Genomic DNA, 24,240 nt, shown 5'->3' on the forward strand with positions numbered 1-24,240 from the left:
GTCACGGCATGTGGATACGGTGCACATGACATGGACTCGTACGGTCTCAAGCCCACAGGCTGCGTGGCCGCCTGCCTCGGCGTCCTGCTGGCGCTGGCGGTGGCCGGCATGTTCGCCGTACTCGGGCTCGGACTGTCGGTACAGCCCCGGCCCGAGGAGTGCGCCCGGATCTTCCGGCCACCGCCGCCGGACGCGCGGGACGTCCAGTGCGCGCAGGCGAGCGGCTTCGTCATGCGGGGCGAGATGTGGATGCGCTTCACCCTCCCCGCCGACCGGGTGGCGCCCTGGTGGGGAGAGCGCACGGCCGAGTACCCGGACAGTCCGGCGTACCGGCTCGTGCCCGGGCTCGGTGGGCTCGCGGACGAGCGCGGGCCGTACGAGGACTGGCGACTGGACCTGATCAGGGCGCCGCTGACCGCGCAGGTGCCCGACGAGGAGAGCGCGTCCGTCGTCGTCGACCCCGGCTCCGGCACGGTCTACGTCTACGGCACCTGGGACTGACGTACCGCCCCCGCCGCCGCGGATGCGCTACGCTTCCCCGCATGTTCGCGCACTCGACCCAGTCCTGGTGGTGGCCCCGTTCCACGGCGGCCCTCCAGACGTGCGCGTGACGACGTAACCACGACGACGCACAGGCCGCCCGAGGGGCGGCCTTCGGCGTTTCCGGCGGTCGTTCCCTCCTCCCACGTACGGAAGGAACGCCCCCGATGTCCCCACAGTCCGCCGAGGACCTGGTCGGCAAGCTGCTCTCACCCGACACCGCGCCCTTCGCCCTGCTCCACAGACGCACCCCCGGCCGTCCCGAGGGCGTCGTGGAGGTGCTCACCGGGCCCGTGATCGAGGTGGCGACGCTCGCCGACGTCCCCCTCGTCTACGGCGTCCGCGGCGAGGCCGTGAGCGACGCCCTGGTCATGATCCCGTTCCGGCAGATCCGCGAGCGCGGCTTCGAGGCCCGCGACGACGGCACGCCGCTCGCCGTGCTGCGGCCCGAGGAGGCGTACGAGCTCCCGCTGGAGGAGCTCCTCGAGGCGCTGCCCGCGCACGGGGTGCGGGTGGACGGCGGGGCCTTCGACGTCTCCGACGCGCAGTACGAGGAGATCGTGCGCCGCGTGTACGAGGACGAGATCGGCACCGGCGAGGGCGCGAACTTCGTCATCCGGCGGACCTTCCACGGCCGGATCGACGGCTACGGCGCGGCCGACGCCCTCGCCCTCTTCCGGCGGCTGCTCACCGGCGAGCAGGGCGCCTACTGGACCTTCGTCGTCCACCGCCCGGGCGAGCGGACGCTGGTCGGGGCGAGCCCCGAGGTGCATGTGCGGATGTCCGGCGGCACCGCGGTGATGAACCCGATCAGCGGGACGTACCGCTACCCCGAGGGCGGCGCGGACCGGGCCGGGCTGCTGGCGTTCCTGCACGACCGCAAGGAGATCGAGGAGCTCTCCATGGTCGTGGACGAGGAGCTGAAGATGATGTGCACCGTCGGCGACCGGGGCGGCGTCGTCGTCGGCCCCCGACTGAAGGAGATGGCGCACCTCGCGCACACCGAGTACGAGCTGCGCGGCCGCACCTCGCTGGACGCGCGCGAGGTGCTGAAGGAGACGATGTTCGCGGCGACGGTCACCGGTTCGCCGGTGGAGAACGCCTGCCGGGTCATCGCCCGGTACGAGGAGGAGGGCCGCGGCTACTACGCGGGCGCGCTCGCCCTCGTCGGCCGGGACGCCTCGGGTGCGCAGACCCTCGACTCGCCGATCCTGCTGCGTACGGCGGACATCTCCGCGGACGGCGGGCTGAAGGTGCCGGTCGGCGCCACCCTGGTGCGCGGCTCGGACCCGGCCGGCGAGGTCGCCGAGACGCACGCCAAGGCGGCGGGCGTGCTGGCGGCGCTCGGGGTGCGGCCGGCGGCCGGCGGAGCGGACCGCGACCGGCCCCGCCTCGCCGACGACCCCGAGGTGCAGGCGGCGCTCGCGGCGCGGCGGAGGAACCTGGCGCCGTTCTGGCTGCGGATGCAGGACCTGCCGCCCGCGTCCGCCGGGCAGCCGGTGCTGATCGTGGACGCGGAGGACACCTTCACCGCGATGCTGGCGCACCTGCTGCGGGCGGCCGGGCACACGGTCACGGTGGTCCGGTACGACGTACCGGGGCTGCGTGAGGCGGCGCTCGGCCACCAGGGTCCGGTGGTGCTGGGCCCCGGACCCGGCGATCCGAACGACGCCTTCGACCCCAAGATGCGCTTCCTGCGCGAGCTGGCGGCCGGGCTGGTGAAGAACCACCGGCACGGGCTGCTGGGCGTGTGCCTCGGCCACGAGCTGCTGGCCGCGGAGCTGGGGCTGGACATCGTGCGCAAGGACGTGCCGTTCCAGGGCGCGCAGGAGCACATCGACTTCTTCGGGCGCGCGGAGACGGTCGGCTTCTACAACACGTTCACCGCGCGCTGCGACGAGGCGACGGCGCGGGAGCTGGCGCTGCACCGGGTGGAGCTGAGCCGGGACCCGGCCACGGGCGACGTGCACGCGCTGCGCGGGCCGGGGTTCGCGGGCGTCCAGTTCCACCCGGAGTCGGTGCTGACGCTGGACGGGGCGACGGTGGTGCGGGAGCTGCTGGCCGGGGTGCTGGTGGGCTGAACGGCCGTACGACAGGAGGGTGCCGGACAGGCGGCACCCTCCTGTGAGCCGGTCGCGGGGTCAGCCGAAGAAGACCTCGACCTCCGCGTACTCCTCCGGGCTGACGGTCTTCAGCTTCGCCGTCGCCTCCGCCAGCGGCACCCGCACGATGTCCGTGCCGCGCAGGGCGACCATCTTGCCCCAGTCCTCGTCCTGCACCGCCTCGATGGCGTGCAGGCCGAAGCGGGAGGCCAGCCAGCGGTCGAAGGCCGACGGCGTGCCGCCGCGCTGGACATGGCCGAGGACGGTGGTACGGGCCTCCTTACCCGTACGGCGTTCGATCTCCTTCGCCAGCCACTCGCCGACGCCGGACAGCCGGACATGGCCGAACGCGTCCAGGGACTCGTCCTTCAGCACCATGTCGCCGTCCTTGGGCATCGCGCCCTCGGCGACGACGACGATCGGCGCGTAGCGGACCTTGAAGCGGGACTCGACCCAGGCGCAGACCTTGGCGACGTCGAAGCGCTGCTCGGGGATGAGGATGACGTTGGCGCCGCCCGCGAGGCCCGAGTGCAGGGCGATCCAGCCGGCGTGCCGGCCCATCACCTCGACGACCAGGACCCGCATATGCGACTCGGCGGTGGTGTGCAGCCGGTCGATCGCCTCGGTCGCGATGTTGACCGCGGTGTCGAAGCCGAAGGTGTAGTCGGTGGCGGAGAGGTCGTTGTCGATGGTCTTCGGCACGCCGACGCACCTGATGCCGTACTCGTCCGCGAGCCGGGCGGCGACGCCGAGGGTGTCCTCGCCGCCGATCGCGATCAGCGCGTCCACCTCGTACTTGACGAGGTTCTCCTTGATCTGCCGGATCCCGCCCTCCACCTTCAGCGGGTTGGTGCGCGAGGAGCCGAGGATGGTGCCGCCGCGCGGCAGGATGCCGCGGACCGCGGGGATGTCGAGGGGGATGGTGTCGCCCTCCATGGGACCGCGCCAGCCGTCCCGGAAGCCGATGAAGTCGTATCCGTACTGCTGCACACCCTTGCGGACGACGGCGCGGATGACCGCGTTGAGCCCGGGGCAGTCACCGCCACCGGTCAGTACTCCTACCCGCATCACGTGTTCCCTTCTGACGGATCGATCCGTTGGCGCCCACGCTAACGGTGATCCACGTCACACGGGATGGGGTGGCGCGGTCTTCCCTTGGGATGACGGGGAGTTGGCCGGTCACGTCCACCCGAAGGAGCGAATGGGGGTGTCCGGGTGTCCGGTTGGGGCCGGCGGTCAGTCCTCGTCGTCGAGTCCGCGCTCTATGGCGTAGCGGACCAGCTCGACCCTGTTGTGCAGCTGGAGTTTGCCGAGGGTGTTCTGGACGTGGTTCTGCACGGTGCGGTGGGAGATCACCAGCCGCTCGGCGATCTGCTTGTACGACAGCCCCTTGGCGACCAGCCGCAGCACCTCCGTCTCACGCTCGGTGAGCTGCGGTACGGCCGGATCGTCGGGGGTGGCGGGCGGCGGCTCGGTGGCGAGCCTGCGGTACTCCCCCAGCACGAGGCCGGCCAGGCCCGGCGTGAAGACGGCGTCGCCGTGCGCGGTGCGGCGGACGGCGTCGACGAGGTCCGCGGTGCTGGCGGACTTCACGAGATAGCCGGTGGCACCGGACTTCACGGCCTCGAGTACGTCGGCGTGCTCGCCGCTGGCGCTGAGCACGAGGACGCGGGTCTCGGGCCGCTCCGCGAGCACGTCCTTGCAGACCTGTACGCCGGGCAGCCCCGGCAGGTTGAGGTCCAGTACGAGGACGTCGGGCGCGGCCGCCTTGGCCCGCCGTACGGCCTGCGGGCCGTCCCCGGCGGTGGCGACGATGTCGAACCCGGCCTCGCCGAGGTCCCGCGCGACGGCGTCCCGCCACATGGGGTGATCGTCCACGACCATCACCTTGATGCCGTCCGGTTCCGCACTCACGTCGGTCTCCCCCTTACGTCGTCGCAGGCAGAGGCTACCGCGCAGGCGGGGGAACGGGGATGCGGGGCCGGGCCCGGGGCCGCGTCAGCCCAGTTGGTCCCGCAGGACCGCCGCGTGGCTGTGCTCCACGTCCTTGCTCGCGGTCAGGAGCGTGACCCGGCCGGCCCCGGCCCGTACGCGCAGGGCGTCCAGCGCCTCGGCGGCCTCCGGGGCGGTCAGCTCGGCGTCGTAACGGCGGCGGAACTCCTCGAAGTCGCCCCCGTCGCCGTGGTACCAGCGGCGCAGGTCGTCCGACGGTGTGAGCGCCTTCGGCCAGTCGTCGAGCCGGGCCGCCTCCTTCGGGACGCCCCGCGGCCAGAGGCGGTCCACGAGCACGCGGGCACCGTCGTCGGGCGACGGTGCTTCGTAGATACGGCGGATACGGACGTCCATCGGCGGCCTCCCTGGGCTACAGCAGCGATCTCAGCCTCTCCGCCAGCAGGTCCCAGCGCCACTTCTCCTCCACCCACTCCCGTCCCCGCGCGCCCATCCGCGCGCGCAGCGCGGGGTCGAGGAGGAGCTCGGCGATCCGCTCCGCGGCCGCCGTCGGCGAGCCGCCGGGGACGACGTACCCCGTCTCGCCCTCCAGGACCGCGTCCGGCGCGCCGCCGGAGTCCCCGGCCACGACAGGCAGGCCGGTCGCGGACGCCTCCAGGTAGACGATGCCGAGGCCCTCCACGTCGAGACCGCCGCGCCGGGTGCGGCAGGGCATGGCGAAGACGTCGCCCGCGCCGAAGTGGGCGGGCAGCTCCTCCCAGGCGACGGAGCCGGTGAAGCGGACGGAGGACGCTACGCCGGTGGTGGCCGCGAGCTTCTCCAGGTCGGCCTGGTACGGGCCCCCGCCGACGATGAGCAGCACCGCGTCCGGGACGGCGCGCAGCACCCGCGGCCAGCCCTGGATCAGGGTGTCCTGCCCCTTGCGGGGGACGAGCCGCGAGACGCACACGACGACCGGCCGGTCGGTGAGCCCCAGGCGCTCGCGGACGGCCGCGCCGCCGGACCCGGGGTGGAAGGTCTTCTCGTCGACGCCGGGGGGCAGCTGGACCATCCGGGAGGCGGCGGCCGGGGTCAGCGGGCGCGCGATGCGCGAGCGGGTGTACTCGCCGAGGTAGGTGAGGGTGTCCGTGCCCTCACCGATCCGCCGGAGCAGGGAACGGGCGACCGGCATCTGGGCCCAGCCCGCCTCGTGGCCGTGCGTCGTCGCCACGATCCGCCGCGCGCCCGCCCGGCGCAGCGCCGGCGCCATCAGGCCCAGCGGGGCCGCGGCCCCGAACCACACCGACTCGCAGCCGTGCTCCGTCAGCAGCTCCACCGCGCGCCGGGTGACCCGGGGCGTCGGCAGCAGCATCGTCGTAGGGTCGCGGACCACCGGATACGGCTGCTCCGCGTCGAACGCCGCGGTGGCGGACCGGCCCTCGGCGGTCCGGTTCCAGGTCGAGGCGTACACGACGACCTGCCGGGGGTCCAGGCGCAGGGCCATGCTGTGCAGGAACGCCTGGATGCCGCCGGGGCGGGGCGGGAAGTCGTTGGTGACGATCAGGGTCTTGTGCATCGGAGCCGACAGTACAACGGGGCCCGGGCGGGCGACGGTGCCGGAGGGCGTCGTCCCCCGGCCGCCCTGCCGGCGGGCGTCGTCCCCCGGCCGACCCCTCAGACCACCGCCCCGCCTCCCGGCAGATCGTCGTCGTCCTCCCCGCCTGGCCGCATCCGGGCGATGAGCGTCGCGAAGCCGCCGAAGAAGCCGCCGATGCCGAGCAGGGCCCAGAACCAGGTGATCGGCTCGCCCAGCAGCACCAGCACGATCAGCAGCAGCGGCCCGCCCAGCACCGCGATCCACGCGAACTTGGCGGTCGTGTCCGCCTCCGGCAGCTCCGGGTCGGGCTGGACGAAGTGACCCTCGTCCGACTCGTCGAAGTCGTCGTCGGAGGACTCCGCCGCGCCCCAGTCACGCGGGCCGCTGCCGGCCGGGAGCACCGTGATGCTGCGCACGTGGTCCGGGGTGTCCGCGGGGGACGCCCCGCCGGGCGGCTCGTGCGGGGGCTCCTTGGCCTCCTCGCCGAAGGACGCCACGATCTGCGCCCACGCGGCCTCCTCGTCCAGCGGCTCCGGTACGCCGTCGGCCGGGGTCCGGCCCTCCGCCGCGGGAGTCCGGCCCTCCGCCGCGGGGGCGTCGTCGGGCGCCGGCTCCTGGGCCCGGGTCTCCTCGGGGTCCCCGGCTGGGTTACGCTCCGCCACTTGCCGCCTCTTCCTCTCCGGCCTCCACGGCGTCCACCAGGACCTCGTCCTTCTTCTCCGCGGGCGCCCCGTGCCCGCTCAGCCGGGTGACGAACGCGTAGCTGTCCTCGAAGATCCGCTCGGCGTCGTGGTCCAGCGTCGCCACGTGGTAGCTGCGCTCGAGGACCGTCTCGGTGACGTCCGTGGACGACACCCGGCTCAGCACCCGGGTGGAGTCCACCGGCGCCACCACGTGGTCGACCCGGCTGTGCAGGACCAGCAGCGGCTGCGTGACCTGCGGCAGCTGACCGTCGACGACCCGCAGCAGCTGCTGGAAGGAGTGCGCGGCGTGCAGCGGGACCCGGTTGTAGCCGAGCTCGTGCGAGCCCTCCTTGGCGATGTCGTCGGCGACGCCGGGCGTGGTGCGCACCAGGTGGCGGACGGCGGGCAGGAACTTCGGCGCCAGGCCGTGCAGCTTGTTCGCGGGGTTCACCACGACCACGCCGGAGACCGCGTCGCCGTGCTCCGCGGCCAGCCGCAGCGCGAGCGTGCCGCCCATCGACAGACCGAAGACGAACACCTGCTCGCACGTGTCGAGCAGCGACCGCAGCTCGCGGTCCACCGTGGCGTACCAGTCACGCCAGGTGGTGAGCTGCATGTCCTGCCAGCGCGTGCCGTGGCCCGGCAGCAGGGGCAGGGAGACGGTCAGTCCGCGTGCGGCGAGGTACTCCGCCCAGGGCCGCAGACTCTGCGGACTGCCCGTGAAGCCATGGCACAGCAGGACGCCGACCGGATCGCCTGTTCGGCGGAACGGCTCGGCTCCGGGGAGGACCGGCACCGGAGTCTCCGTCTCACTAGATCTTCAACCAGGGGGTGACGCATTCGGATCGGATACCCCACAGTACCGCCGGAGGGGACGGTCCCGGCCGGGCAGGTTAAGGTCTCCTCGTCAGGCCAGGGAGGTAATGAGGTTGTTCTACGGCGCGATGAAGATGACCATCGGCAACTCGCTCAAGGTTGCCTTCCGCCCGTGGGTCGAGGGTATGGAGAACATCCCCGCGTCCGGGCCGGCGATCCTGGCCAGCAATCACCTGTCCTTCTCGGACTCCTTCTTCCTGCCCTCGGTGCTCGACCGCAAGGTGACGTTCATCGCCAAGGCCGAGTACTTCACCACGCCCGGCGTGAAGGGCAAGCTCACCGCCGCCTTCTTCAAGGGCGTCGGCCAGGTCCCCGTGGACCGCTCGGGTGCCCGCGGCGCCGGCGAGGCGGCGATCAAGGCCGGCCTGGAGGTGCTGGCGCGCGGCGAGCTCTTCGGCATCTACCCCGAGGGCACCCGCTCGCCCGACGGCCGCCTGTACCGCGGCAAGCCCGGCGGGCTGGCCCGCGTGGCCCTCGGCTCCGGGGCGCCCGTGATCCCGGTCGCGATGATCGACACGGAGAAGATCCAGCCCCCGGGCCAGGTCGTACCGAAGCTCATGCGGCCCGGCATCCGGATCGGCAAGCCGCTGGACTTCAGCCGCTACCAGGGCATGGAGGGCGACCGCTTCGTACTGCGGTCGATCACCGACGAGGTGATGTACGAGATCATGAAGCTCTCCGGCCAGGAGTACGTCGACATCTACGCCACCGCCGCCAAGCGCCAGATCGCGGAGGCGGCGAAGCTGGAGAAGGCGGAGCGGGAGAAGGCGGAGAAGGAAGCGAAGGACGCGAAGGACGCGAAAGACGCAGCGTAGCCGGCGACCGCGTCCGGCAGGGGGTGGGGGGCATGGCCAGGGGGCCCGTGCGGATGTCCGTGGAGCAGCCGCTGTGGACGGCGCTCACGTGGTTCCGGGTGCTGACGCTCGTGTACGCGCTGACCGGATGGTCGATGCGGCAGGACGAGGTGCTGCGCCCGGGGCTCGGCTGGGCGTTCATGGGGGTGCTCACCGTGTGGACCGCCGCCACGTTCCGGCGGGTGTCCTCGGCCGAGCGCTGCACGTTCCGCTTCCTCTTCGCCGACATCTCCGTCGCGCTCACCGGCATCCTGCTGACGATGGCCGTCGAGACCGACGAGCGCATCCTCGCCGGTGAGGCGACGCTGCCGTCGATCTGGACGGCCGGCGCGGTGCTCGGCTTCGCGATCAAGGGCGGCTGGCGCTGGGGCGCCGGGGCGGCCACGGCGATCGGGATCTCCAACATCGTCGAGCGGGGCTCGATCGTCCAGGGCAACATCCACAACATCGTGCTGCTGATGGTCGCGTCCACGGCCATCGGCTACATCGTCGAGGTCGCCCGCGTCTCCGAGCGCACGCTCGCCCGGGCCCTGCAGATCGAGGCCGCGACCCGGGAGCGGGAGCGGCTCGCGCGCGACATCCACGACAGCGTGCTGCAGGTGCTGAGCATGGTGCAGCGGCGCGGGGCGGCCATCGGGGGCGAGGCGGCGGAGCTGGGCGCGCTCGCCGGGGAGCAGGAGGTCGCGCTGCGCACGCTGGTCGCGGGCGGGCCGAGCGGTCCGCCCGGCGCGGACGACGAAGCGACCGCCCGGGCGGGTCGGCGCGCGCGCCTGCTGCGGCCCCGTACCCCGGCGCCCGCCCCGGATCCTGAGCCGTCGGGCCCGGTGGATCTGCGTCCCCTGCTGGCCGGATACGCCGGCACGCGCGTCTCGTACGCCGAGCCGGGGACGCCGGTGCTGCTGCCGGCGCCGGCGGCCCGCGAACTCGCCGCGGCGGTGGGGGCCGCGCTGGACAACGTCGCCAGGCACGCGGGCGGGGACGCCCGGGCGTGGATCCTGCTGGAGGACGAACCCGACGCGGTGCTGGTCACGGTCCGCGACGACGGCCCCGGTATCCCGGCGGGCCGCCTCGCGGCGGCGGAGGGCGAAGGGCGCCTGGGCGTCGCCCAGTCGATCCGCGGGCGCATGCGCGACATCGGCGGCACGGCCGACTTCGTCTCGGTCCCGGGCCAGGGCACGGAGGTTGAGCTGAGGGCCCCGCGCTGAGGGGCGCGGGCGGTCGGACTCGCGTACGCCGCCGCCTGATTCGCGTACGCCCCCGCCTACTTCGCGTACAGCGCGTCGATCTCCGTCGCGAACTCCTTCGCCACCACGGCCCGCTTCAGCTTCAGCGACGGCGTCAGATGTCCGGACTCCTCGCTGAACTGCGCGTCCAGGATCCGGAACTTCCGCACCGACTCCGCCTTCGACACCGCCGCGTTGCCGTCGTCGACGGCCTGCTGCACGGCGGCGACGAGGTCCGGATCGTCCCGCAGGGACGCCGCCGTCGACCCGGCCGGCTTGCCGTGGTCCACCGCCCAGCGGGCCAGGAACTCCTCGTCGATGGTCACGAGCGCGGCCACGAACGGGCGGCCGTCGCCGACCACCATGCACTCGGCGACCAGCGCGTGCGCGCGGATCCGGTCCTCGATCACCGCGGGGGCGACGTTCTTGCCGCCGGCGGTGACGATGATCTCCTTCTTCCGGCCGGTGATCGTGAGGTAGCCGTCCTCGTCCAGGGCCCCCAGATCACCGGTGTGGAACCAACCGTGGGCCATCGCCTCCGTTGTGGCGGCCTCGTTGTTCCAGTAGCCGGCGAAGAGGTGCTCACCGTGCAGCAGCACCTCGCCGTCGTCCGCGACCCGGATCGTCGCGCCCGGCAGCGGCTGGCCGACCGTGCCGATCTTCTGCCGCTCCAGCGGGTTGAGGGCCGTCGCCGCACAGGACTCGGTGAGCCCGTAGCCCTCCAGGACCGTGAAACCGATGCCCCGGTAGAAGTGGCCGAGCCGCTCCCCCAGCGGCGCGCCGCCGCTGATCGCGTGCGTGGCCCGGCCGCCGAGGACGGCGCGCAGCTTGCCGTACACGAGCCTGTCGAAGAGGCGGTGCCGCAGCCGCAGGCCCAGCGACGGCCCGCCGGGGGTGTCGAGGGCGCGGCTGTAGGCGATGGCGACGTCCGCCGCGCGGTCGAAGATCCGGCCCTTGCCGTCCGACTGGGCCTTGGCGCGCGCCGAGTTGTAGACCTTCTCGAAGACGCGCGGCACGCCGAGCAGCAGCGTCGGCTTCAGGGAGGCCAGGTCGTCGGTGAGGTTCTTCACGTCGGGGGTGTGGGCCAGCTTGATGGGGGCGAGCACCGTCGCGACCTCCACCAGCCGTCCGAAGACGTGCGCGAGGGGGAGGAAGAGCAGGATCGAGGAGTCCCCGGTGCGGAACAGCGGCCGCAGCCGCTCCACCGCGTTCCCGCACTCGGCGAAGAAGCTGCGGTGGGTGAGCACGCAGCCCTTGGGCCGGCCGGTGGTGCCCGAGGTGTAGACGATGGTGGCGGGGTCGTCCGCGCCGGCGGCCGTCGTGGCCTCGTGCAGCTGCTCGTCGGTGACGGAGGCACCCGCGGCGGCCAGCTCCGCCACGGCACCGCCGTCGATGCGCCACACCTCACGCAGGTCCGCGAGCCCGTCCCGGACGGACGCGACCGTCTCCTCGTGCTCCGCGGTCTCCACGACGATCCCGACCGCGCCGGAGTCGCCCAGGATCCACTGGACCTGCTCCGCCGAGCTGGTCTCGTACACGGGGACGGTGACGCCGCCCGCGCTCCAGATGGCGAAGTCCATCAGGGTCCACTCGTACCGGGTGCGGGACATCAGCCCCACCCGGTCCCCGGGCCGCACACCCGCCGCGATGAGGCCCTTGGCCGCCGCCCGCACCTCGGTGAGGAACCGCGCCGCCGTGACGTCCTCCCAGGCCCCGCCGTCCACCCTCCGGGCGATCACCGCCACCTCGGGGTGCACGGAGGCGTTGCGGCGGATCAGATCCGTCAGATTGCCGTCCGCCGGGACCTCGTACAAGGCGGGAAGGCTGTACTCACGCACGCGGCATGCTCCTCAGGCGCACTGGCTTTACGGGACGACCCTATCGCCTGGTGTCTGGCCTAGGGTGATCGTATGCGGGTCCATGTGGTGAGCGATGTGCACGGGAATGTCTCCGATCTCGCGCGGGCGGGGGACGGGGCCGACGCCCTGGTCTGCCTCGGTGACCTGATCCTCTTCCTGGACTACGCCGACCACTCGCGCGGCATCTTCCCCGATCTGTTCGGCACGGAGAACGCCTCCAGGATCGTGGCGCTGCGCACCGCCCGGCGCTTCGACGAGGCGCGCGAGTTCGGCCGCTCGCTCTGGGCGGGCCTGGACCGCGACGCGCTGATCGAGGGCGCGGTGCGCAAGCAGTACGCCGAGCTCTTCGCCGCGTTCCCCGCCCCGACGTACGCCACCTACGGCAACGTGGACGTCCCCCGGCTGTGGCCCGAGTTCACGCGCCCCGGCACGACGGTTCTGGACGGCCAGCGCGTGGAGATAGGCGGCCTGGTCTTCGGCTTCGTCGGCGGCGGGCTGCGCACGCCGATGCGGACGCCGTACGAGATCGACGACGAGGAGTACGCCGCGAAGGTCGCCGCCCTCGGCGACGTCGACGTGCTCTGCTCGCACATCCCGCCGCTCGTACCGGAGCTCTGCTACGACACGGTGGCGCGGCGCTTCGAACGCGGCAGCCAGGCGCTGCTGGACGCGATCCACGCGGTGCGGCCGCGCTACGCCGTCTTCGGGCACGTCCACCAGCCGCTCGCGCGGCGGATGCGGATCGGGCGGACCGAGTGCGTCAACGTCGGCCACTTCGCGGCCCGGGGCACCCCGTGGGCGCTGGAGTGGTAAGACGTCGGTACGCTGCCTGAACATAAGGGCGGACCGAGGAGACCGAGGCCGATGGCAGAACAGACCAGCTCCAGCATCACGATCGACGCCGCGCCCACCGAGGTCATGGCGGTCATCGCGGACTTCGAGCGCTACCCGGAGTGGGCCGGCGAGGTCAAGCAGGCCGAGGTGCTCGACACGGATGCGGACGGGCGGCCGGAACAGGTGCGGATGGTTCTCGACGGCGGAGGGCTGAAGGACGACTACGTCCTGCGCTACACCTGGTCCGGTGAGAGCGAGGTGCGCTGGACGCTGGTCAAGGCGCAGCTTCTGCGGGCGCTCGACGGCTCGTACGCGCTGCGGCCGCTCGCCGGCGGGAAGCAGACCGAGGTCACCTACCAGCTCGTCGTCGACCTCAAGATCCCGATGTTCGGGATGCTGAAGCGGAAGGTCGAGAAGGTCATCATCGACCGGGCGCTGCCCGGACTGAAGGCCCGGGTGGAGAGCGTCACGGGCTCGGCCGGCTGACGTTGCGCACACTCCTGGTCACCGGCTCCGGCGGAGCCGGCCGCACGGCGGTGGCGGCGGCGTCCGCGCTGCGCGCGGGGCGCGCGGGCGCGCGCGTCGTCCTCATCACGGCGGACGCGGACGCGATCCCAGCCCGGCCGGCGTTTGAGGCCGAGCGCCGCCAGGCGCGACAAGGGGGTCCGGGGGCGGAGCCCCCGGGAGCGCGACCGCAGCCCGCGGACGGCACCCCGGCGCCGGACACCGTGCTGGTCGACGGTGACGCCTTCTTCCGTACCCGGATGGCCTCGCTGCAGGCGAGAGGCGCCGCCGCGCTGGACTACCTCGGCGCGGTGCCGCTGGAGGACGAGGAGCTGACGGGCCTCGCGGGCGCGCAGAGCCTCGCCGTGCTGCACGCCCTCGCCGCCGCCGACGCGAGCGGCTCGTACGACCTGGCCGTCGTGGACCTCCCGCCCGCCCCGCAGGCGCTGCGCCTGCTCGCCCTGCCCGAGCAGCTGCGCCGCTATCTGGCCCGCCTCCTCCCGCCGCAGCGCCAGGCCGCGCGCGCCCTGCGCCCGCTGCTGGCCCAGCTCGCGGGCGTCCCCGCGCCCGCCGAGCAGCTGTACGACGCGGCGCGGCGCTGGGACGAGACGCTCGCGGCCGCCGAGTCGGCGGTGCGGGCGCCGGACGTCCGCGTACGGCTCGTGGTGGAACCCGGCCGCCGCGCGGCGGCGGAGCTCCCGGGCCTGCGGGCGGCGCTCGCCCTGCACGGCCTGGCCCTGGAGTCGGTGATCGCCAACCGCGTCCTCCCGGCCGGCTCCCCGGACCCGTGGCTGGCGGAGCTGGCGGCGTCCCAGCACCGCGCCCTGAAGGACCTCGGAGACCAGGCCCCGCTGTACGAGGTGCCCCATCTGGGCCGTGACCCGCAGACGCCGGCGGACCTGCGGCGGCTCGCGGACGCGCTGCCGCCGGACGCGGCCGCGGACATCCGGGTGCCCGGCGGGGACCCGCGGGTGGACGACCTCCTCGCCGCGGAGGGCGCCCTCGTGTGGTGCCTGCCCCTCCCGGGCGCGGAGCGCGAGGACCTGGGCCTGGTCCGCCGCGGCGACGAGCTGATCGTCACGGTCGGCCCGTACCGCAGGGCCCTCCCCCTGCCGCCCGCCCTGCGCCGCTGCGTCATCGAGCGCGCGGGGCTGCACGACGAGGAGCTCCGCGTCCGGTTCACGCCGGACCCCGCGCTCTGGCCCCGCGGCTGAAACGGCCCGGCAACCCCCTCACCGCACACCCCCGTTCGGGTACCGTCGAAGACATGACGGACCGCATCGAAAGCCCCCACGACTCCGACGCCTGGGCGCACGCCTGCGCCGAGGACCTCGCCGCCGAGAAGGCGCGCCGCAAGGCGCAGTACGGCGCGCAGCCCGGCACCGCCGCCGAGGAGCTGCGCCGGCTGTTCGACACCGTCGCGGAGCGGTTCGCCGGCCCGGCGACCCGGGTGGCCGGCGCCGCCGCGGCCGGGGCCGCGACGTCCGCGGCGCAGGAGATGGCGCGCCAGTTCGTGGTGACGGCGCGGCAGGCGACGGAGGCGCTGGTCGAGCGCAATCCGGAGCTTTTCGACCATCTGGCAGCCGCCAAGGAGGAGCTCGTGGCCGCCTACCGGGCAGCCGTGCAGCGCGACGAGGCCCGCTGGACGAAGGACGAACCGGACGGCGGCGCGGAACGGATCGACCTCGACTGAGCGGCGCGGGCCCGCCCGCGAACCGCCCGCCGACCGCCCTCCGCCCGGTCAAAAGCGGCACCGTCCGCAACCTGCACAGGCCGGTCATGTGGCGTGCTCCGGTAACGTAGTCCCTTGCAGCGGGGTTCGAACCGAATAACCGAGGGATACATGGGACTCACCATCGGCGTCGACATCGGCGGCACCAAGATCGCGGCCGGTGTGGTCGACGAAGAGGGCGCGATTCTCAACACCAGCAAGGTGCCCACCCCCGCGACCCCCGAAGGTGTCGTGGACGCCATCTGCGCCGCCGTCCAGGAAGCCAGCTCGGCGTACGAGATCGAGGCCGTCGGCATCGGCGCGGCCGGTTTCGTGGACGACAAGCGCGCGACCGTTCTCTTCGCCCCCAACATCAACTGGCGCTACGAACCGCTCAAGGACAAGGTCGAGCAGCGTGTCGGCCTGCCCGTCGTCGTGGAGAACGACGCCAACGCCGCCGCCTGGGGCGAGTACCGCTTCGGCGCCGGACAGGGCCACGACGACGTCGTGTGCGTCACCGTCGGTACGGGTATCGGCGGCGGCATCATCATCGGCGGCAGACTGCACCGCGGGCGCTACGGCGTCGCCGCCGAGTTCGGTCACATCCGGGTCGTCCCGGACGGCCTGCTCTGCGGCTGCGGCAGCCAGGGCTGCTGGGAGCAGTACGCCTCGGGCCGCGCCCTGGTCCGGTACGGCCAGCAGCGCGCGGCGGCCACCCCGGACGCCGCGGAGATACTGCTGGGTCTGGGCGACGGCACCCCGCAGGGCATCCAGGGCAAGCACATCAGCCAGGCCGCCCGCCAGGGCGACCCGGTGGCCGTGGACTCCTTCCGCGAGCTGGCCCGCTGGGTGGGCGCCGGTCTCGCGGACCTGGCCTCCCTCTTCGACCCGTCGGCGTTCATCGTCGGCGGCGGCATCTCGGACGAGGGCGACCTGGTGCTGGAGCCGATCCGCAAGTCGTTCCGCCGCTGGCTCGTCGGCAACACGTGGGGCCGCCCGCAGGCTCCCGTGCTCGCCGCACAGCTGGGCGGGCGCGCCGGCATCGTCGGCGCCGCCGACCTGGCCCGCCAGGGGTAGCCGGATGGAGCTCGCGGACCTCCCCGCCTCGCGCACCGAGCCCGCGGGCTCGGCGGTGGTCCGCGTGCTGTCGTACAACATCCGCTCCATGCGCGACGACACGGCGGCGCTGGCCCGGGTGATCCGGGCCTGCGCCCCCGACGTGGTGTGCGTGCAGGAGGCGCCGCGCTTCTTCCGCTGGCGGAAGAAGGCGGCGCGGCTGGCCCGGCACACCGGGCTGACGTATGTCACGGGCGGGGCCACGACGGCCGGCCCGATGCTGCTGGCGTCCCTGCGGGCGCATGTGGAGCACACGGAGGAGGTGCTCCTCCCCCGCACCCCGGGGCTCCATCAGCGCGGTCTGGCGATGGCGGTGCTGCGCTTCGGCCCCCACGCACGCCTCGGTGTCGTCTCCTGCCATCTGAGCCTGGCGTCCGCCGAGCGTTTCGAGCAGGCGGGGCTGCTGCTGGGCCGGCTCGGCACGCTGGGCGCGGAGCATCTGGTGGTGGCCGGCGATCTGAACGAACGCCCGAAGGGCCGCTCCTTCCGCCGGCTCTCGGCGGAGCTGCAGGACGGCTGGGCGGTCGAGCCGTGGGGTACGGAGCACACCTCCACGCCCGCCGACCCGCACCAGCGCATCGACGCCCTCTTCGCCTCCCGGGGCGTGGAGGTGCTGGGCTGCGGGGTGCCGACGGGCCTGCCGGGGGTCACGGAAGCGGATCTGCTGGCGGCCACCGACCACCTCCCGGTGCTGGCCGCGGTGCGGGTGCCGGCAGACCGCGAGGTGTGACCCCGCCGCACCCGGCGCGCGGCCCCACGTCCCCCGGTGCTGAATAATCGCCTGCGTGTCCGATCTCGCCCTCTCCGTGCCCCGGCGCGCCGCAGCCCGCCTGCCGCGCCGCGCGGCGCCCGCGCTGCTGCTCTACGCGGCCGTCCGGCTGCTCGGGATCGCCACCCTGGCCCTGTGGTCGGACCGCCCCGCGAAGGACGTGCGCACGCTGCTGTCCGAGCGCTGGGACTCGCTCTGGTACGTGCGGGTGGTCGAGCACGGCTACGACTTCACGCTGACCGCGCCGGACGGCCGGGTGCTGTCCGACATGGCGTTCTTCCCGCTGCTGCCGTGGCTGGAGTCGGCGCTGTCCGCGGTGACGCCGCTGTCGCCCGCGGACGCCGGGCTGGTGGTCAGCGCCGCGGCGTCGCTGCTCGCGGCGGCCGGGCTGTACGCGATCGGGGAGCGGCTGTACGGCGCGCGGGCGGGGATCGCGCTGGCGGTGCTGTGGGCCGCGCTGCCGGTGGGGATCGTGCAGTCGATGGCGTACTCCGAGTCGCTGTTCACCGCGCTGGCGGCGTGGTCGCTGTACGCCGTGCTGAGCGGCCGCTGGGTGTGGGCGGGCACGCTGTCGGCCCTCGCGGGGCTGACGCGGCCGGTGGGCGCGGCGGTGGTGGCCGCGATCTGGCTGACGGGGCTCGCGGTGCTGTGGGCGGCGGACGAGCGGCGGCGGGGTGTGCCGGTGGTACGGCGGCTGCTGGCCGGCGTCGCTCCCCCGCCGGGCCGGGGGCGGATGCTCGCCGGGATGGCGCTGGCGCCGCTGGGGTGGCTCGGGTTCTTGCTGTGGGTCGGGGCGGAGACCGGTGATCCACTGGGCTACTTCGAGATCCAGGCGGAGTGGGGCAACGGCTTCGACGGGGGCCTGGCCTTCGCCCGGTTCGTCGGCGCCAGGCTGACGGACCCGGGACCGGCCGTGCTCGCGGGGCTGGCGCTCGGCGCGGGGGTGGCCCTGCTGGTCTGGGTGTTCGTGCTGTGCGTCCGGCGGGGGCAGCCGCTGCCGCTGCTCACGTACGCGGCGGCGGTCGTCGTGCTGGCGCTGGGCGCGTCGGGGTTCATCGGCTCGAAGCCGCGGCTGCTGCTCCCGGCGTTCCCCCTGCTGCTCCCCGCCGCACAGGCGATGGCCCGCGCCCGGCCGCGGACCGCGTGGTGCGTGGCGGGCGCGCTGACGGTGGTGTCGGCGGTGTACGGGGCGTTCTGGCTGAACGGAACGGGGCCGCCGTAAGGCGTCGCGCGGGGCGGACGGACGCCGGCCGAGGCGATCACGGAGGACGCCGGTCAGCCGAGGCGGTCGCGGAGATACGCCCGCCACAGCCGTACGAACTCGGCCCGGCCGACGCCCAGCTCCGCCCGCAGGGCCCGCTCCACCGCGTCGCCGGGCCGCTTGTCCGCGCCCACCGCCCGGTACAGGGCGCGCAGCCGGTCCGGGCCCCAGCGCTCGGCGATGAGCGCGCAGGCCAGCCACGACTCCTCGTACGCCCGCGCGAGGTGGTCCGCGTCGCCGCCGAAGCGGAAGTCGTCGTCCGCCGGCAGGGTCTTCGGCAGCTCGCCGCGCCCCAGCGCGCGGGCCAGCTCCGGTGCGGCCTGGCGGGCGGTGGTGTGGCTGCCGAGGTAGCCGGCCCAGTCGGCGAAGCCCTCCGAGAGCCACAGCGGGGTGCCGGCGGTGGTGGCGGAGCGGGTGGCGACGTGCGCGGTCTCGTGGGTGAGCACGATGCGCCGGCCGACGCCGCCGAGGCTGTCGTACGCCTCCGGATTGATCACCACCCGGTCGGCGGGGGCCGCGGAGCCGCCGGTCTCGCCCGTGGTCACCGCCGCGATGCCCTGGTATCCGGAGGCGGGGGCGTCCAGCAGGGACGCCATGCCGTCGAGGGTGGCGGGGGCCAGGACCACCACCCGCCCCGCCCAGGGGCCGTCCCAGGCGTCGTCGACGGCGGGGACGGAGCGCTCGGCGATGTCACGTATTTCCCGGAGCCGCTCCCGGGCGGCCGTCCCGGTCCCGGTGCCCAGCACCAGGCTGTGCGCGCCCCTCTCGACCAGCACCCGGCCGGCGTCCCACAGCTGCGGCGGGCCGGCCGCGGTGCCCGTCACGTACCAGCGTCCGCCGCGCTCGCTGAGGTACAGCGGCTGCTCGACGGTGACGGGCGCCTCGTCGTATCCGCGCAGCCGGTAGCGCAGCTCCGCCCCGGCCCGTATCCGGCCGGAGGGCTCGCGCCGCGGCGGGGAGGTGAGCCGGTACTCCCAGCCGGCCAGCGGCACGTCCGTCAGATTGCGGAAGAGCGCCGCCTGCCGGGTCCGGTAGTCCCCCGCCCGGGGGTCGACGGCGGCGAGGAACGACGGCTCGTCGCGGTCGAGGAGCGCCTTCGCCTGCCGGTCCAGAAGGGCCTGTACGGCCTCCTGAGGCTGCCTCCCCGAGCCCGCGGGACCGCCGCAGCCGGCGAGCGCGGCGGTCGTCAGGCAGACGACGAGCAGCGCCAGCGCGGCGGTCAGGGAACGGCTCAGGTGGTGCACCCGACCGATCGTAGGGCAGCCGGAGGGTGCTCAGGGCCGGGTCACGGAGGCGATGGGCATCATGTCCACGGGGTCGTAGCGCACGGACGCCCCCGGGTACGGCGCGTGGACGACCTGGCCGTTGCCCATGTACATCCCGACGTGGCTGGCGTCCCCGCGGTACGTCACGAGGTCGCCGGGCCGGGCCTGCCCCAGCGGCACCCGGCGGCCGGCGTAGCGCTGGCCCTGCGAGGTGCGCGGCAGGGAGACGCCGGCCTCGCGGTACGCCCACTGCGTCAGGCCCGAGCAGTCGAAGCCGCCGCCGCCGGTGCCGCCCCAGACGTACGGGGTGCCCACCGCCCGGCGGGCTGCGGCCACGGCCATCGCGGCGCGGGAGGAGGACGGCAGGCCCGCGCCGTAACCGGGCAGCGGCTCCACGCCGCTGCGGCTGGCCGCGGCCGCGTCCATGCCGGGGAGCGAGGCGGCCAGCCGGCGGGCCTGGGCGAGCTTGGCGACGACGGCGCGCTTCTTGCCGGCGAGGACGTCGCGGGTGCGCTCCAGATCGGCCAGTACGCCGGTGGCCTGCGCCCGCTGCTGCTCCAGGGCCTGCTGGGCCTGCCGCATCCGCGTCAGCCGGCCGGTCTGCAGGCTGGAGATCCGCTCCAGGGTGGCGGCCCGCTCCAGATAGCCGTCGGGGTCCTGCGAGAGCAGCAGGCTCAGATTGGGGTCGACGCCGCCGGAGCGGTACTGCGCTCCGGCGAGCCGGCCCAGGGTGCCGCGCAGTTCGTTCAGCTCCGCGGCGCTGCGCGCGGCCCGGTCCTGCAGCCGCTCGGCCTGGTCGTGGAGGCGCTCGGAGCGCTCCTTCGCCGCGTTGTACTCCTCGGTCGCCCGCTCCGCCTGTGCGAAGAGCTCCTGCACACGCGATTCGGGGCTGGCGGGCCGGGTCTGGGGGGCGGCCCCGGCCGAGGAGCCGGAGAACGTCGCCGCAGCGGTGGCCGCGGCCGCCGTGAGCACCGTGGCGCGGACGCCGCGGTGGCCCAGGAGGCCGACCGGTTCGTTGGGTCGTCGGTGAGAAGACACGCGGCAGAATGTAACGGCGCGCTCACGCCGGGTCCAAGGACCTTGCGCGGCGCGGAAGGTGACACTGCGCCATCCCCCGCAGGTCACCGCCGCCCCGGAGCGTCATCCGGCGTGGCGGGGATTCCCCCGAACGGACGGCATGTCATGCCGCGGGGCGGGACCCGTCAAGGTGCCCCGCCCCGTGCCGTGTTGCTGTCGTCGCCGGATCAGCCGACCCGGACCGCGCCCATGTACGGCATGCTGTGCAGCGGCGCGTACGTCACACCCGTCGTCGGGTTCGAGGCGTGCACGATCTGGCCGTTGCCGGCGTACATGCCGACGTGGTGCAGGTCGCTGTAGTAGAAGACCAGGTCGCCGGGCATCAGGTTGCTCTCGGAGATCCGGGTGCCCGCACCGCTGAACTGGGCCTGCGAGGTACGGGGAATGCTGACATTCGCCGAGGCGTACGCGGCGGAGGTCAGGCCCGAGCAGTCGAAGGAGCTGGGGCCGGTGGCGCCGTACACGTACGGCAGGCCCACCTTGGACTTGGCGTAGGAGAGGGCGGCGGCCGCGCGCGAGGAGGCGGGGGCGTCGCCGCCCAGGTCCGGGCGGGTGGTGGTGCGGCTGGCGGCGTTGGCCTCGGCGAGCTCCGCGCGCTCGGCGGCGGTCAGCTCGTTCAGCACCTTCTGCGCGGCGGCCAGCTTCTTCTGCACCTCGGCCTTGCGCTTGCCGAGTTCGGTGCGGGTGGCCTCGAGGTCCTCGAGCTTCTGCCCGGCCTCCTGGCGCTGCTGGGTCAGGGTCCGCTGCTTGGCGGATATCTGCTTCAGCGCGTCCGCCTGTTTGGTGGAGAGCTGGTCCAGCGCGGAAGCCCGGTCGAGGTAGGTGTCCGGGTCGGACGAGAGGAAGAGCTGGACGGAGGGGTCGATGCCACCGCCGCGGTACTGCGCGGCGGCCAGCGCGCCGAGGCCGTCGCGAAGGTCGTTGAGCTCCTCCTGGCCGCGGGCCACCTGGTCCTGGATCTTCTCCACCTGGTCGGTGAGCTTCTCCTGGCGCTCCTTGGCGGCGTTGTACTTCTCGGTGGCCGCCTCGGCCTGCTCGTAGAGGGCGTCAACCTTCTTCTTGACGTCGCTCTTGGACGGTTCCGCATGAGCCGACTGCGTGGTCAGCGCGACAGCCGCGGCCGCCCCGGCGGTGAGCACGGTCACCCGGGTGCGGTTCGGCTGCTTAGGTCGACGGTGGGACGCCACGGAGGCGAGCTCCTCTTCCTTCGCCGCGTCGCCCGCGATGGCTTTCGCGGTGTCTGCGGGACCCTCGCGTCCACCCCCAATGGGTGATCGACAGTACGAAGGTTCGAGGCCCGACCTTAGTGATGCTCTTGTGATCGGATCAAATCCTTGCGGCTATTTTCTCGCCTCAGGGCGCAATTCTTTACTCACATCACACAGCTAGTGACCGCGACTTGACGTCGTGCTATGAAGCTGGAACTCCGAACTCCGCTTTTCACCGGGCAATTACGGACATCAGCCACACAACCCCACTGATCCAGATGATGCCGCCCATGTCGCCCAGCGCCCCGGGCGGCCCGTCCTCAGGTACGGGCCAGCCGCTTCAACAGCAGCGCGGACGCCACCGGACGCGCACCGGCCTTCGCCACACCGTCGGCGACCTCCTTGTCGGAGGAGACGACGACCACGGGACGGCCGGAGGGCTCCGCGCGGACGAGGCGGCGGATGAGTTCGTCGGCCGTCTCACCCGGCTTGCTGAACAGGACGCGTACGCCGCGCGGCGGGGCGAGGAGCACGGGCGCCGCCAGCTCGGCGCCGTCGAAGACGCACGTCATCTCCGCGCCCGTCTGGGCCGCGAGGACCGCCAGGCCGCCGAGCAGCCGCAGCCGCTGCTTGTCGAGCGGCATGGTCGGATAGCCGGTCTTGGTGACGTTGTAGCCGTCCACGACGAGGTGGGCCTGCGGGAGGGCCAGGAGCTGGTCCAGCAGCGCCGGGTCGGTCTCCGACAGGGCACGGGCCGCGATGTCCTTCGGCGACATCTGCCCCGGCTCGACCGCCGACACCGTGTCCGCGGGCCGCATCGCCGCCGGGGGCAGCGCCAGTTCGCGGCGCAGGCCCTGCGCGGCCTCCAGGACGGTGTCGAGCAGCAGCCGTACGCGCATGTCCTCCACGGACCGCCCCTCGCGCACCGCCCGCCGGCTGGCCTCCATCGCCGACTCGGCCTCGGCCAGCCGCGAGCGCAGCCGCCGCGCCTCGCCCTCGGCCGCACCGAGCTGTGTGGCGGAGTCGGACTTCAGGGCGGCCAGCTCCGCCTCCAGCTTCCGTACGGCGGCCTCACCGCGTTTGACGTCGCTGAGGGCCGAGCGCAGCTTGCGCTGCAGTACGTCGTTCTCCTTGCGGAGCGAGTCGTGTTCGGAGCGGGCGCGCTCCGCCTCCTGGCGCGCCGCGGTCTTCGCGTCGGCCACCTGCTGGTGCAGCCGGTCCAGCTCCCGGCTGGCCTCCTCGCCGACCTTCTCGGCGTGGACGCGCTGCTCCTCCTCGCTCGCGGCGGTGATGAGCTTGATCCAGCCGTCGGGACGCAGCACGTAGGCCAGGGCGGCGACGTCCACGGGGTCGGCGGCGGCGGGCGGGCTGCCGCCCTCCACGGCCGCGGACAGCTCCGGCTGCAGTTCGCGCAGCCGTACGGCGATGCGCTGGCGGAACACGGGCTCGTTCTCGAGGGCCGCGGCCATCGCGTTGCCCATGAACTTCGCCCGCCGGGAGGGGGTGAAACGGGCGTACTGCCGGAGCTGGGCGGGCAGCTCGGCGACCGTCAGACCGCCGAAGCCCTCCCCGGCGAGGGCGACGACACGCCGTCGCACGGCCTCGGGGAGAGGACGGTCGAGAGCCTCGCCGGACGTCTGCTCCTCGTCCGGCGAGGGGTCCGCACCACCGGTACGCTCCGCCACCCGCCCGTCACCTTCTTCGTTCGCTTCGGCTACTTCGCTTCGGGTTCCGCGCCCGGCCGGTCCACGAGCTCGATCTGGTCCACCGCGTTGCACCAACGGCAGCGCACCGACTCGATGGTCTCACTGAGGACCTCCCGCTCCTCGACCTTCGCCTCACCGGCCAGGTCGAGGTGGACGTACTCCACCGTCCGGGACGAACGGGTCACGTCGAACCGCGTCAGGTTGCCGCACAGGGCACAGCGCCAACGGGTGTCGGCCGTGGGAACGGGTACCGCCATCGTCGTGGTCCATCCTCTGTCGTCGGGTCTCGTGTGCAACCCTACTGGCCTGGGCCGCCGGAAACGGCGGCCGGATACAGTGACGCGGCCCCGGCGTGGACACGGCGACGGGCGGGAGACGGGAGACGACCAGTCATGATCACTGCGATCGTGCTCATCAAGACCAGCGTGGACCGGATCCCGGAGATCGCCGAGGCGATCGCCGCGCTGGAGGGCGTGAGCGAGGTGTACTCCGTGACGGGGGCGCACGACCTCATCGCGGTCGTCCGGGTGGCGCACCACGATGACCTCGCGGATGTCATCCCCGGGCACATCAGCAAGGTGCCGGGGGTGGCTTCGACGGAGACGCACATCGCGTTCCGCACGTACAGCCAGCACGACCTCGAGGCCGCGTTCGCCATCGGCCTCGACGAGTAGGCCTCCGGGGGCGCACCCCCGGGCCCCTCGCCCTCGCCGCCACTCGGCCCTGCCGGCACGTTGCTGCGGGCCGCCGCCGCGGGCGCTGCGCGGGGGGCTGCGCGCCTTGTCCCCGCTGCGTCCGACGACGGGCTCCGCCCGCGAGCCGGACGGTCCGGTGCGGTCACGCCGGCTGACGCGGAACGGCGCTGCGCGCCTCGTCCTCAAACGCCGGACGGGCTGGATGGGCGCCGGTCCCGCTGCGCGGTGCGGTGCGCGCTGGCGCCTGCGGCGCGATTCGGCGCTCCGCGCCTCAGTCCTCAAACGCCGGACGCGCTGAGAAGGGGGCCGGTCAGGCTGGAAGGAGTCCGTCACCCCGGAAGGGGCCCGTCCACCCAGGAAAGGGGCGCCTTTGGCGGCGGAGCGCAGCGGAGCCGACACACCCCGCAGGGTCACCGAAGGCATCCCTCGGC

24 protein-coding genes are annotated in these 24,240 nt (G+C 73.7%); 12 read left to right on the forward strand and 12 right to left on the reverse strand.

Annotated features, from left to right (window positions below):
• Positions 1-30 precede the first annotated feature (30 nt).
• Complete coding sequence (locus AB0M28_RS23325; RefSeq protein WP_365408097.1) at positions 31-501, forward strand: hypothetical protein; 471 nt, start codon at positions 31-33, stop codon at positions 499-501.
• 206 nt (positions 502-707) lie between these two features.
• Positions 708-2,621: an anthranilate synthase family protein gene (locus tag AB0M28_RS23330; protein ID WP_365408100.1), complete on the forward strand. Its 1,914-nt coding sequence runs from the start codon at positions 708-710 to the stop codon at positions 2,619-2,621.
• A 60-nt stretch (positions 2,622-2,681) separates the two neighbouring features.
• On the opposite strand, the gene AB0M28_RS23335 is transcribed toward AB0M28_RS23330, so the two are convergent.
• The 6 genes from AB0M28_RS23335 to AB0M28_RS23360 form a co-directional block, all read right to left on the reverse strand.
• Positions 2,682-3,710 carry a 6-phosphofructokinase gene (locus AB0M28_RS23335; protein ID WP_365408103.1) on the reverse strand — a complete coding sequence of 343 codons (1,029 nt, stop codon included), beginning with the start codon at positions 3,708-3,710 and terminating at the stop codon, positions 2,682-2,684.
• 168 nt (positions 3,711-3,878) lie between these two features.
• Positions 3,879-4,526 (reverse strand): response regulator transcription factor, encoded by a 648-nt coding sequence (locus AB0M28_RS23340; protein WP_365408169.1) that lies wholly within the window; start codon positions 4,524-4,526, stop codon positions 3,879-3,881.
• Between the two features lie 114 nt (positions 4,527-4,640).
• Positions 4,641-4,988: a DUF488 family protein gene (locus tag AB0M28_RS23345; protein WP_365408106.1), complete on the reverse strand. Its 348-nt coding sequence runs from the start codon at positions 4,986-4,988 to the stop codon at positions 4,641-4,643.
• 16 nt (positions 4,989-5,004) lie between these two features.
• Positions 5,005-6,147: a glycosyltransferase family 4 protein gene (locus AB0M28_RS23350; RefSeq protein WP_365408109.1), complete on the reverse strand. Its 1,143-nt coding sequence runs from the start codon at positions 6,145-6,147 to the stop codon at positions 5,005-5,007.
• A 98-nt stretch (positions 6,148-6,245) separates the two neighbouring features.
• Entirely contained in the window at positions 6,246-6,830 is a 585-nt protein-coding gene (locus tag AB0M28_RS23355; RefSeq protein ID WP_365408112.1) for a hypothetical protein, read from the reverse strand.
• Positions 6,817-7,647 carry an alpha/beta fold hydrolase gene (locus tag AB0M28_RS23360; RefSeq protein WP_365408115.1) on the reverse strand — a complete coding sequence of 277 codons (831 nt, stop codon included), beginning with the start codon at positions 7,645-7,647 and terminating at the stop codon, positions 6,817-6,819. Before AB0M28_RS23360 ends, AB0M28_RS23355 begins: the two co-directional genes overlap by 14 nt.
• A 133-nt stretch (positions 7,648-7,780) precedes the next feature.
• On the opposite strand from AB0M28_RS23360, the gene AB0M28_RS23365 reads away from it, so the two are divergent.
• Both AB0M28_RS23365 and AB0M28_RS23370 read left to right on the forward strand, forming a co-directional pair.
• Positions 7,781-8,542, forward strand: coding sequence for a lysophospholipid acyltransferase family protein (locus AB0M28_RS23365; RefSeq protein WP_365408172.1), 762 nt, complete (start codon positions 7,781-7,783; stop codon positions 8,540-8,542).
• Positions 8,543-8,574: 32 nt separating this feature from the next.
• A complete protein-coding gene (locus tag AB0M28_RS23370; protein ID WP_365408118.1) occupies positions 8,575-9,786 on the forward strand; it encodes a DUF5931 domain-containing protein in 1,212 nt (403 codons plus the stop codon).
• A gap of 56 nt (positions 9,787-9,842) precedes the next feature.
• Here the strand turns inward: AB0M28_RS23370 and AB0M28_RS23375 are convergent, their stop codons facing one another.
• Positions 9,843-11,642, reverse strand: coding sequence for an AMP-dependent synthetase/ligase (locus tag AB0M28_RS23375; RefSeq protein WP_365408121.1), 1,800 nt, complete (start codon positions 11,640-11,642; stop codon positions 9,843-9,845).
• A gap of 72 nt (positions 11,643-11,714) precedes the next feature.
• Between AB0M28_RS23375 and AB0M28_RS23380 the strand changes: the two genes are divergently transcribed.
• From AB0M28_RS23380 to AB0M28_RS23410, 7 genes are all read left to right on the forward strand, one after another.
• The gene (locus AB0M28_RS23380) at positions 11,715-12,476 is read left to right on the forward strand and encodes a metallophosphoesterase (RefSeq protein ID WP_365408124.1); all 762 of its coding nucleotides are present in this window, start codon (positions 11,715-11,717) and stop codon (positions 12,474-12,476) included.
• Between the two features lie 51 nt (positions 12,477-12,527).
• A complete protein-coding gene (locus AB0M28_RS23385; RefSeq protein ID WP_365408127.1) occupies positions 12,528-12,983 on the forward strand; it encodes an SRPBCC family protein in 456 nt (151 codons plus the stop codon).
• A 2-nt stretch (positions 12,984-12,985) separates the two neighbouring features.
• Complete coding sequence (locus AB0M28_RS23390; protein ID WP_365408130.1) at positions 12,986-14,215, forward strand: ArsA-related P-loop ATPase; 1,230 nt, start codon at positions 12,986-12,988, stop codon at positions 14,213-14,215.
• A 53-nt stretch (positions 14,216-14,268) separates the two neighbouring features.
• On the forward strand, positions 14,269-14,694 hold the full coding sequence (locus AB0M28_RS23395) for a DUF5304 family protein (protein WP_365408133.1): 426 nt from the start codon (positions 14,269-14,271) through the stop codon (positions 14,692-14,694).
• A gap of 150 nt (positions 14,695-14,844) precedes the next feature.
• Positions 14,845-15,789, forward strand: coding sequence for an ROK family glucokinase (locus AB0M28_RS23400; protein WP_365408136.1), 945 nt, complete (start codon positions 14,845-14,847; stop codon positions 15,787-15,789).
• Positions 15,790-15,793: 4 nt separating this feature from the next.
• Complete coding sequence (locus AB0M28_RS23405) at positions 15,794-16,558, forward strand: endonuclease/exonuclease/phosphatase family protein (protein ID WP_365408139.1); 765 nt, start codon at positions 15,794-15,796, stop codon at positions 16,556-16,558.
• A gap of 55 nt (positions 16,559-16,613) precedes the next feature.
• Positions 16,614-17,819 carry a hypothetical protein gene (locus AB0M28_RS23410; protein ID WP_365408142.1) on the forward strand — a complete coding sequence of 402 codons (1,206 nt, stop codon included), beginning with the start codon at positions 16,614-16,616 and terminating at the stop codon, positions 17,817-17,819.
• A gap of 53 nt (positions 17,820-17,872) precedes the next feature.
• On the opposite strand, the gene AB0M28_RS23415 is transcribed toward AB0M28_RS23410, so the two are convergent.
• From AB0M28_RS23415 to AB0M28_RS23435, 5 genes are all read right to left on the reverse strand, one after another.
• Complete coding sequence (locus tag AB0M28_RS23415) at positions 17,873-19,102, reverse strand: hypothetical protein (protein WP_365408145.1); 1,230 nt, start codon at positions 19,100-19,102, stop codon at positions 17,873-17,875.
• Positions 19,103-19,132: 30 nt separating this feature from the next.
• Complete coding sequence (locus tag AB0M28_RS23420) at positions 19,133-20,161, reverse strand: NlpC/P60 family protein (RefSeq protein ID WP_365408148.1); 1,029 nt, start codon at positions 20,159-20,161, stop codon at positions 19,133-19,135.
• A 206-nt stretch (positions 20,162-20,367) separates the two neighbouring features.
• Positions 20,368-21,387 carry an NlpC/P60 family protein gene (locus AB0M28_RS23425; RefSeq protein ID WP_365408151.1) on the reverse strand — a complete coding sequence of 340 codons (1,020 nt, stop codon included), beginning with the start codon at positions 21,385-21,387 and terminating at the stop codon, positions 20,368-20,370.
• A 341-nt stretch (positions 21,388-21,728) separates the two neighbouring features.
• A complete protein-coding gene (locus tag AB0M28_RS23430; RefSeq protein ID WP_365408154.1) occupies positions 21,729-23,093 on the reverse strand; it encodes an NYN domain-containing protein in 1,365 nt (454 codons plus the stop codon).
• A gap of 29 nt (positions 23,094-23,122) precedes the next feature.
• Positions 23,123-23,371, reverse strand: coding sequence for a hypothetical protein (locus AB0M28_RS23435; RefSeq protein ID WP_365408157.1), 249 nt, complete (start codon positions 23,369-23,371; stop codon positions 23,123-23,125).
• Positions 23,372-23,506: 135 nt separating this feature from the next.
• On the opposite strand from AB0M28_RS23435, the gene AB0M28_RS23440 reads away from it, so the two are divergent.
• Positions 23,507-23,788, forward strand: coding sequence for an Lrp/AsnC ligand binding domain-containing protein (locus AB0M28_RS23440; protein WP_365408160.1), 282 nt, complete (start codon positions 23,507-23,509; stop codon positions 23,786-23,788).
• Positions 23,789-24,240: the final 452 nt, after the last annotated feature.

This window comes from Streptomyces sp. NPDC051940 (genome assembly GCF_040680895.1).
Taxonomy (GTDB): Bacteria; Actinomycetota; Actinomycetes; order Streptomycetales; family Streptomycetaceae; genus Streptomyces.

Coding starts and splice junctions, on each gene's coding strand:
- AB0M28_RS23435 (WP_365408157.1), bottom strand. CDS start 23,371: ATGGCGGTACCCGTTCCCACGGCCGACACCCGTTGGCGCTGTGCCCTG.
- AB0M28_RS23350 (WP_365408109.1), bottom strand. CDS start 6,147: ATGCACAAGACCCTGATCGTCACCAACGACTTCCCGCCCCGCCCCGGC.
- AB0M28_RS23340 (WP_365408169.1), bottom strand. CDS start 4,526: ATGGTCGTGGACGATCACCCCATGTGGCGGGACGCCGTCGCGCGGGAC.
- AB0M28_RS23400 (WP_365408136.1), top strand. CDS start 14,845: ATGGGACTCACCATCGGCGTCGACATCGGCGGCACCAAGATCGCGGCC.
- AB0M28_RS23440 (WP_365408160.1), top strand. CDS start 23,507: ATGATCACTGCGATCGTGCTCATCAAGACCAGCGTGGACCGGATCCCG.
- AB0M28_RS23405 (WP_365408139.1), top strand. CDS start 15,794: ATGGAGCTCGCGGACCTCCCCGCCTCGCGCACCGAGCCCGCGGGCTCG.
- AB0M28_RS23385 (WP_365408127.1), top strand. CDS start 12,528: ATGGCAGAACAGACCAGCTCCAGCATCACGATCGACGCCGCGCCCACC.
- AB0M28_RS23380 (WP_365408124.1), top strand. CDS start 11,715: ATGCGGGTCCATGTGGTGAGCGATGTGCACGGGAATGTCTCCGATCTC.
- AB0M28_RS23325 (WP_365408097.1), top strand. CDS start 31: ATGGACTCGTACGGTCTCAAGCCCACAGGCTGCGTGGCCGCCTGCCTC.
- AB0M28_RS23370 (WP_365408118.1), top strand. CDS start 8,575: ATGGCCAGGGGGCCCGTGCGGATGTCCGTGGAGCAGCCGCTGTGGACG.
- AB0M28_RS23395 (WP_365408133.1), top strand. CDS start 14,269: ATGACGGACCGCATCGAAAGCCCCCACGACTCCGACGCCTGGGCGCAC.
- AB0M28_RS23330 (WP_365408100.1), top strand. CDS start 708: ATGTCCCCACAGTCCGCCGAGGACCTGGTCGGCAAGCTGCTCTCACCC.
- AB0M28_RS23335 (WP_365408103.1), bottom strand. CDS start 3,710: ATGCGGGTAGGAGTACTGACCGGTGGCGGTGACTGCCCCGGGCTCAAC.
- AB0M28_RS23345 (WP_365408106.1), bottom strand. CDS start 4,988: ATGGACGTCCGTATCCGCCGTATCTACGAAGCACCGTCGCCCGACGAC.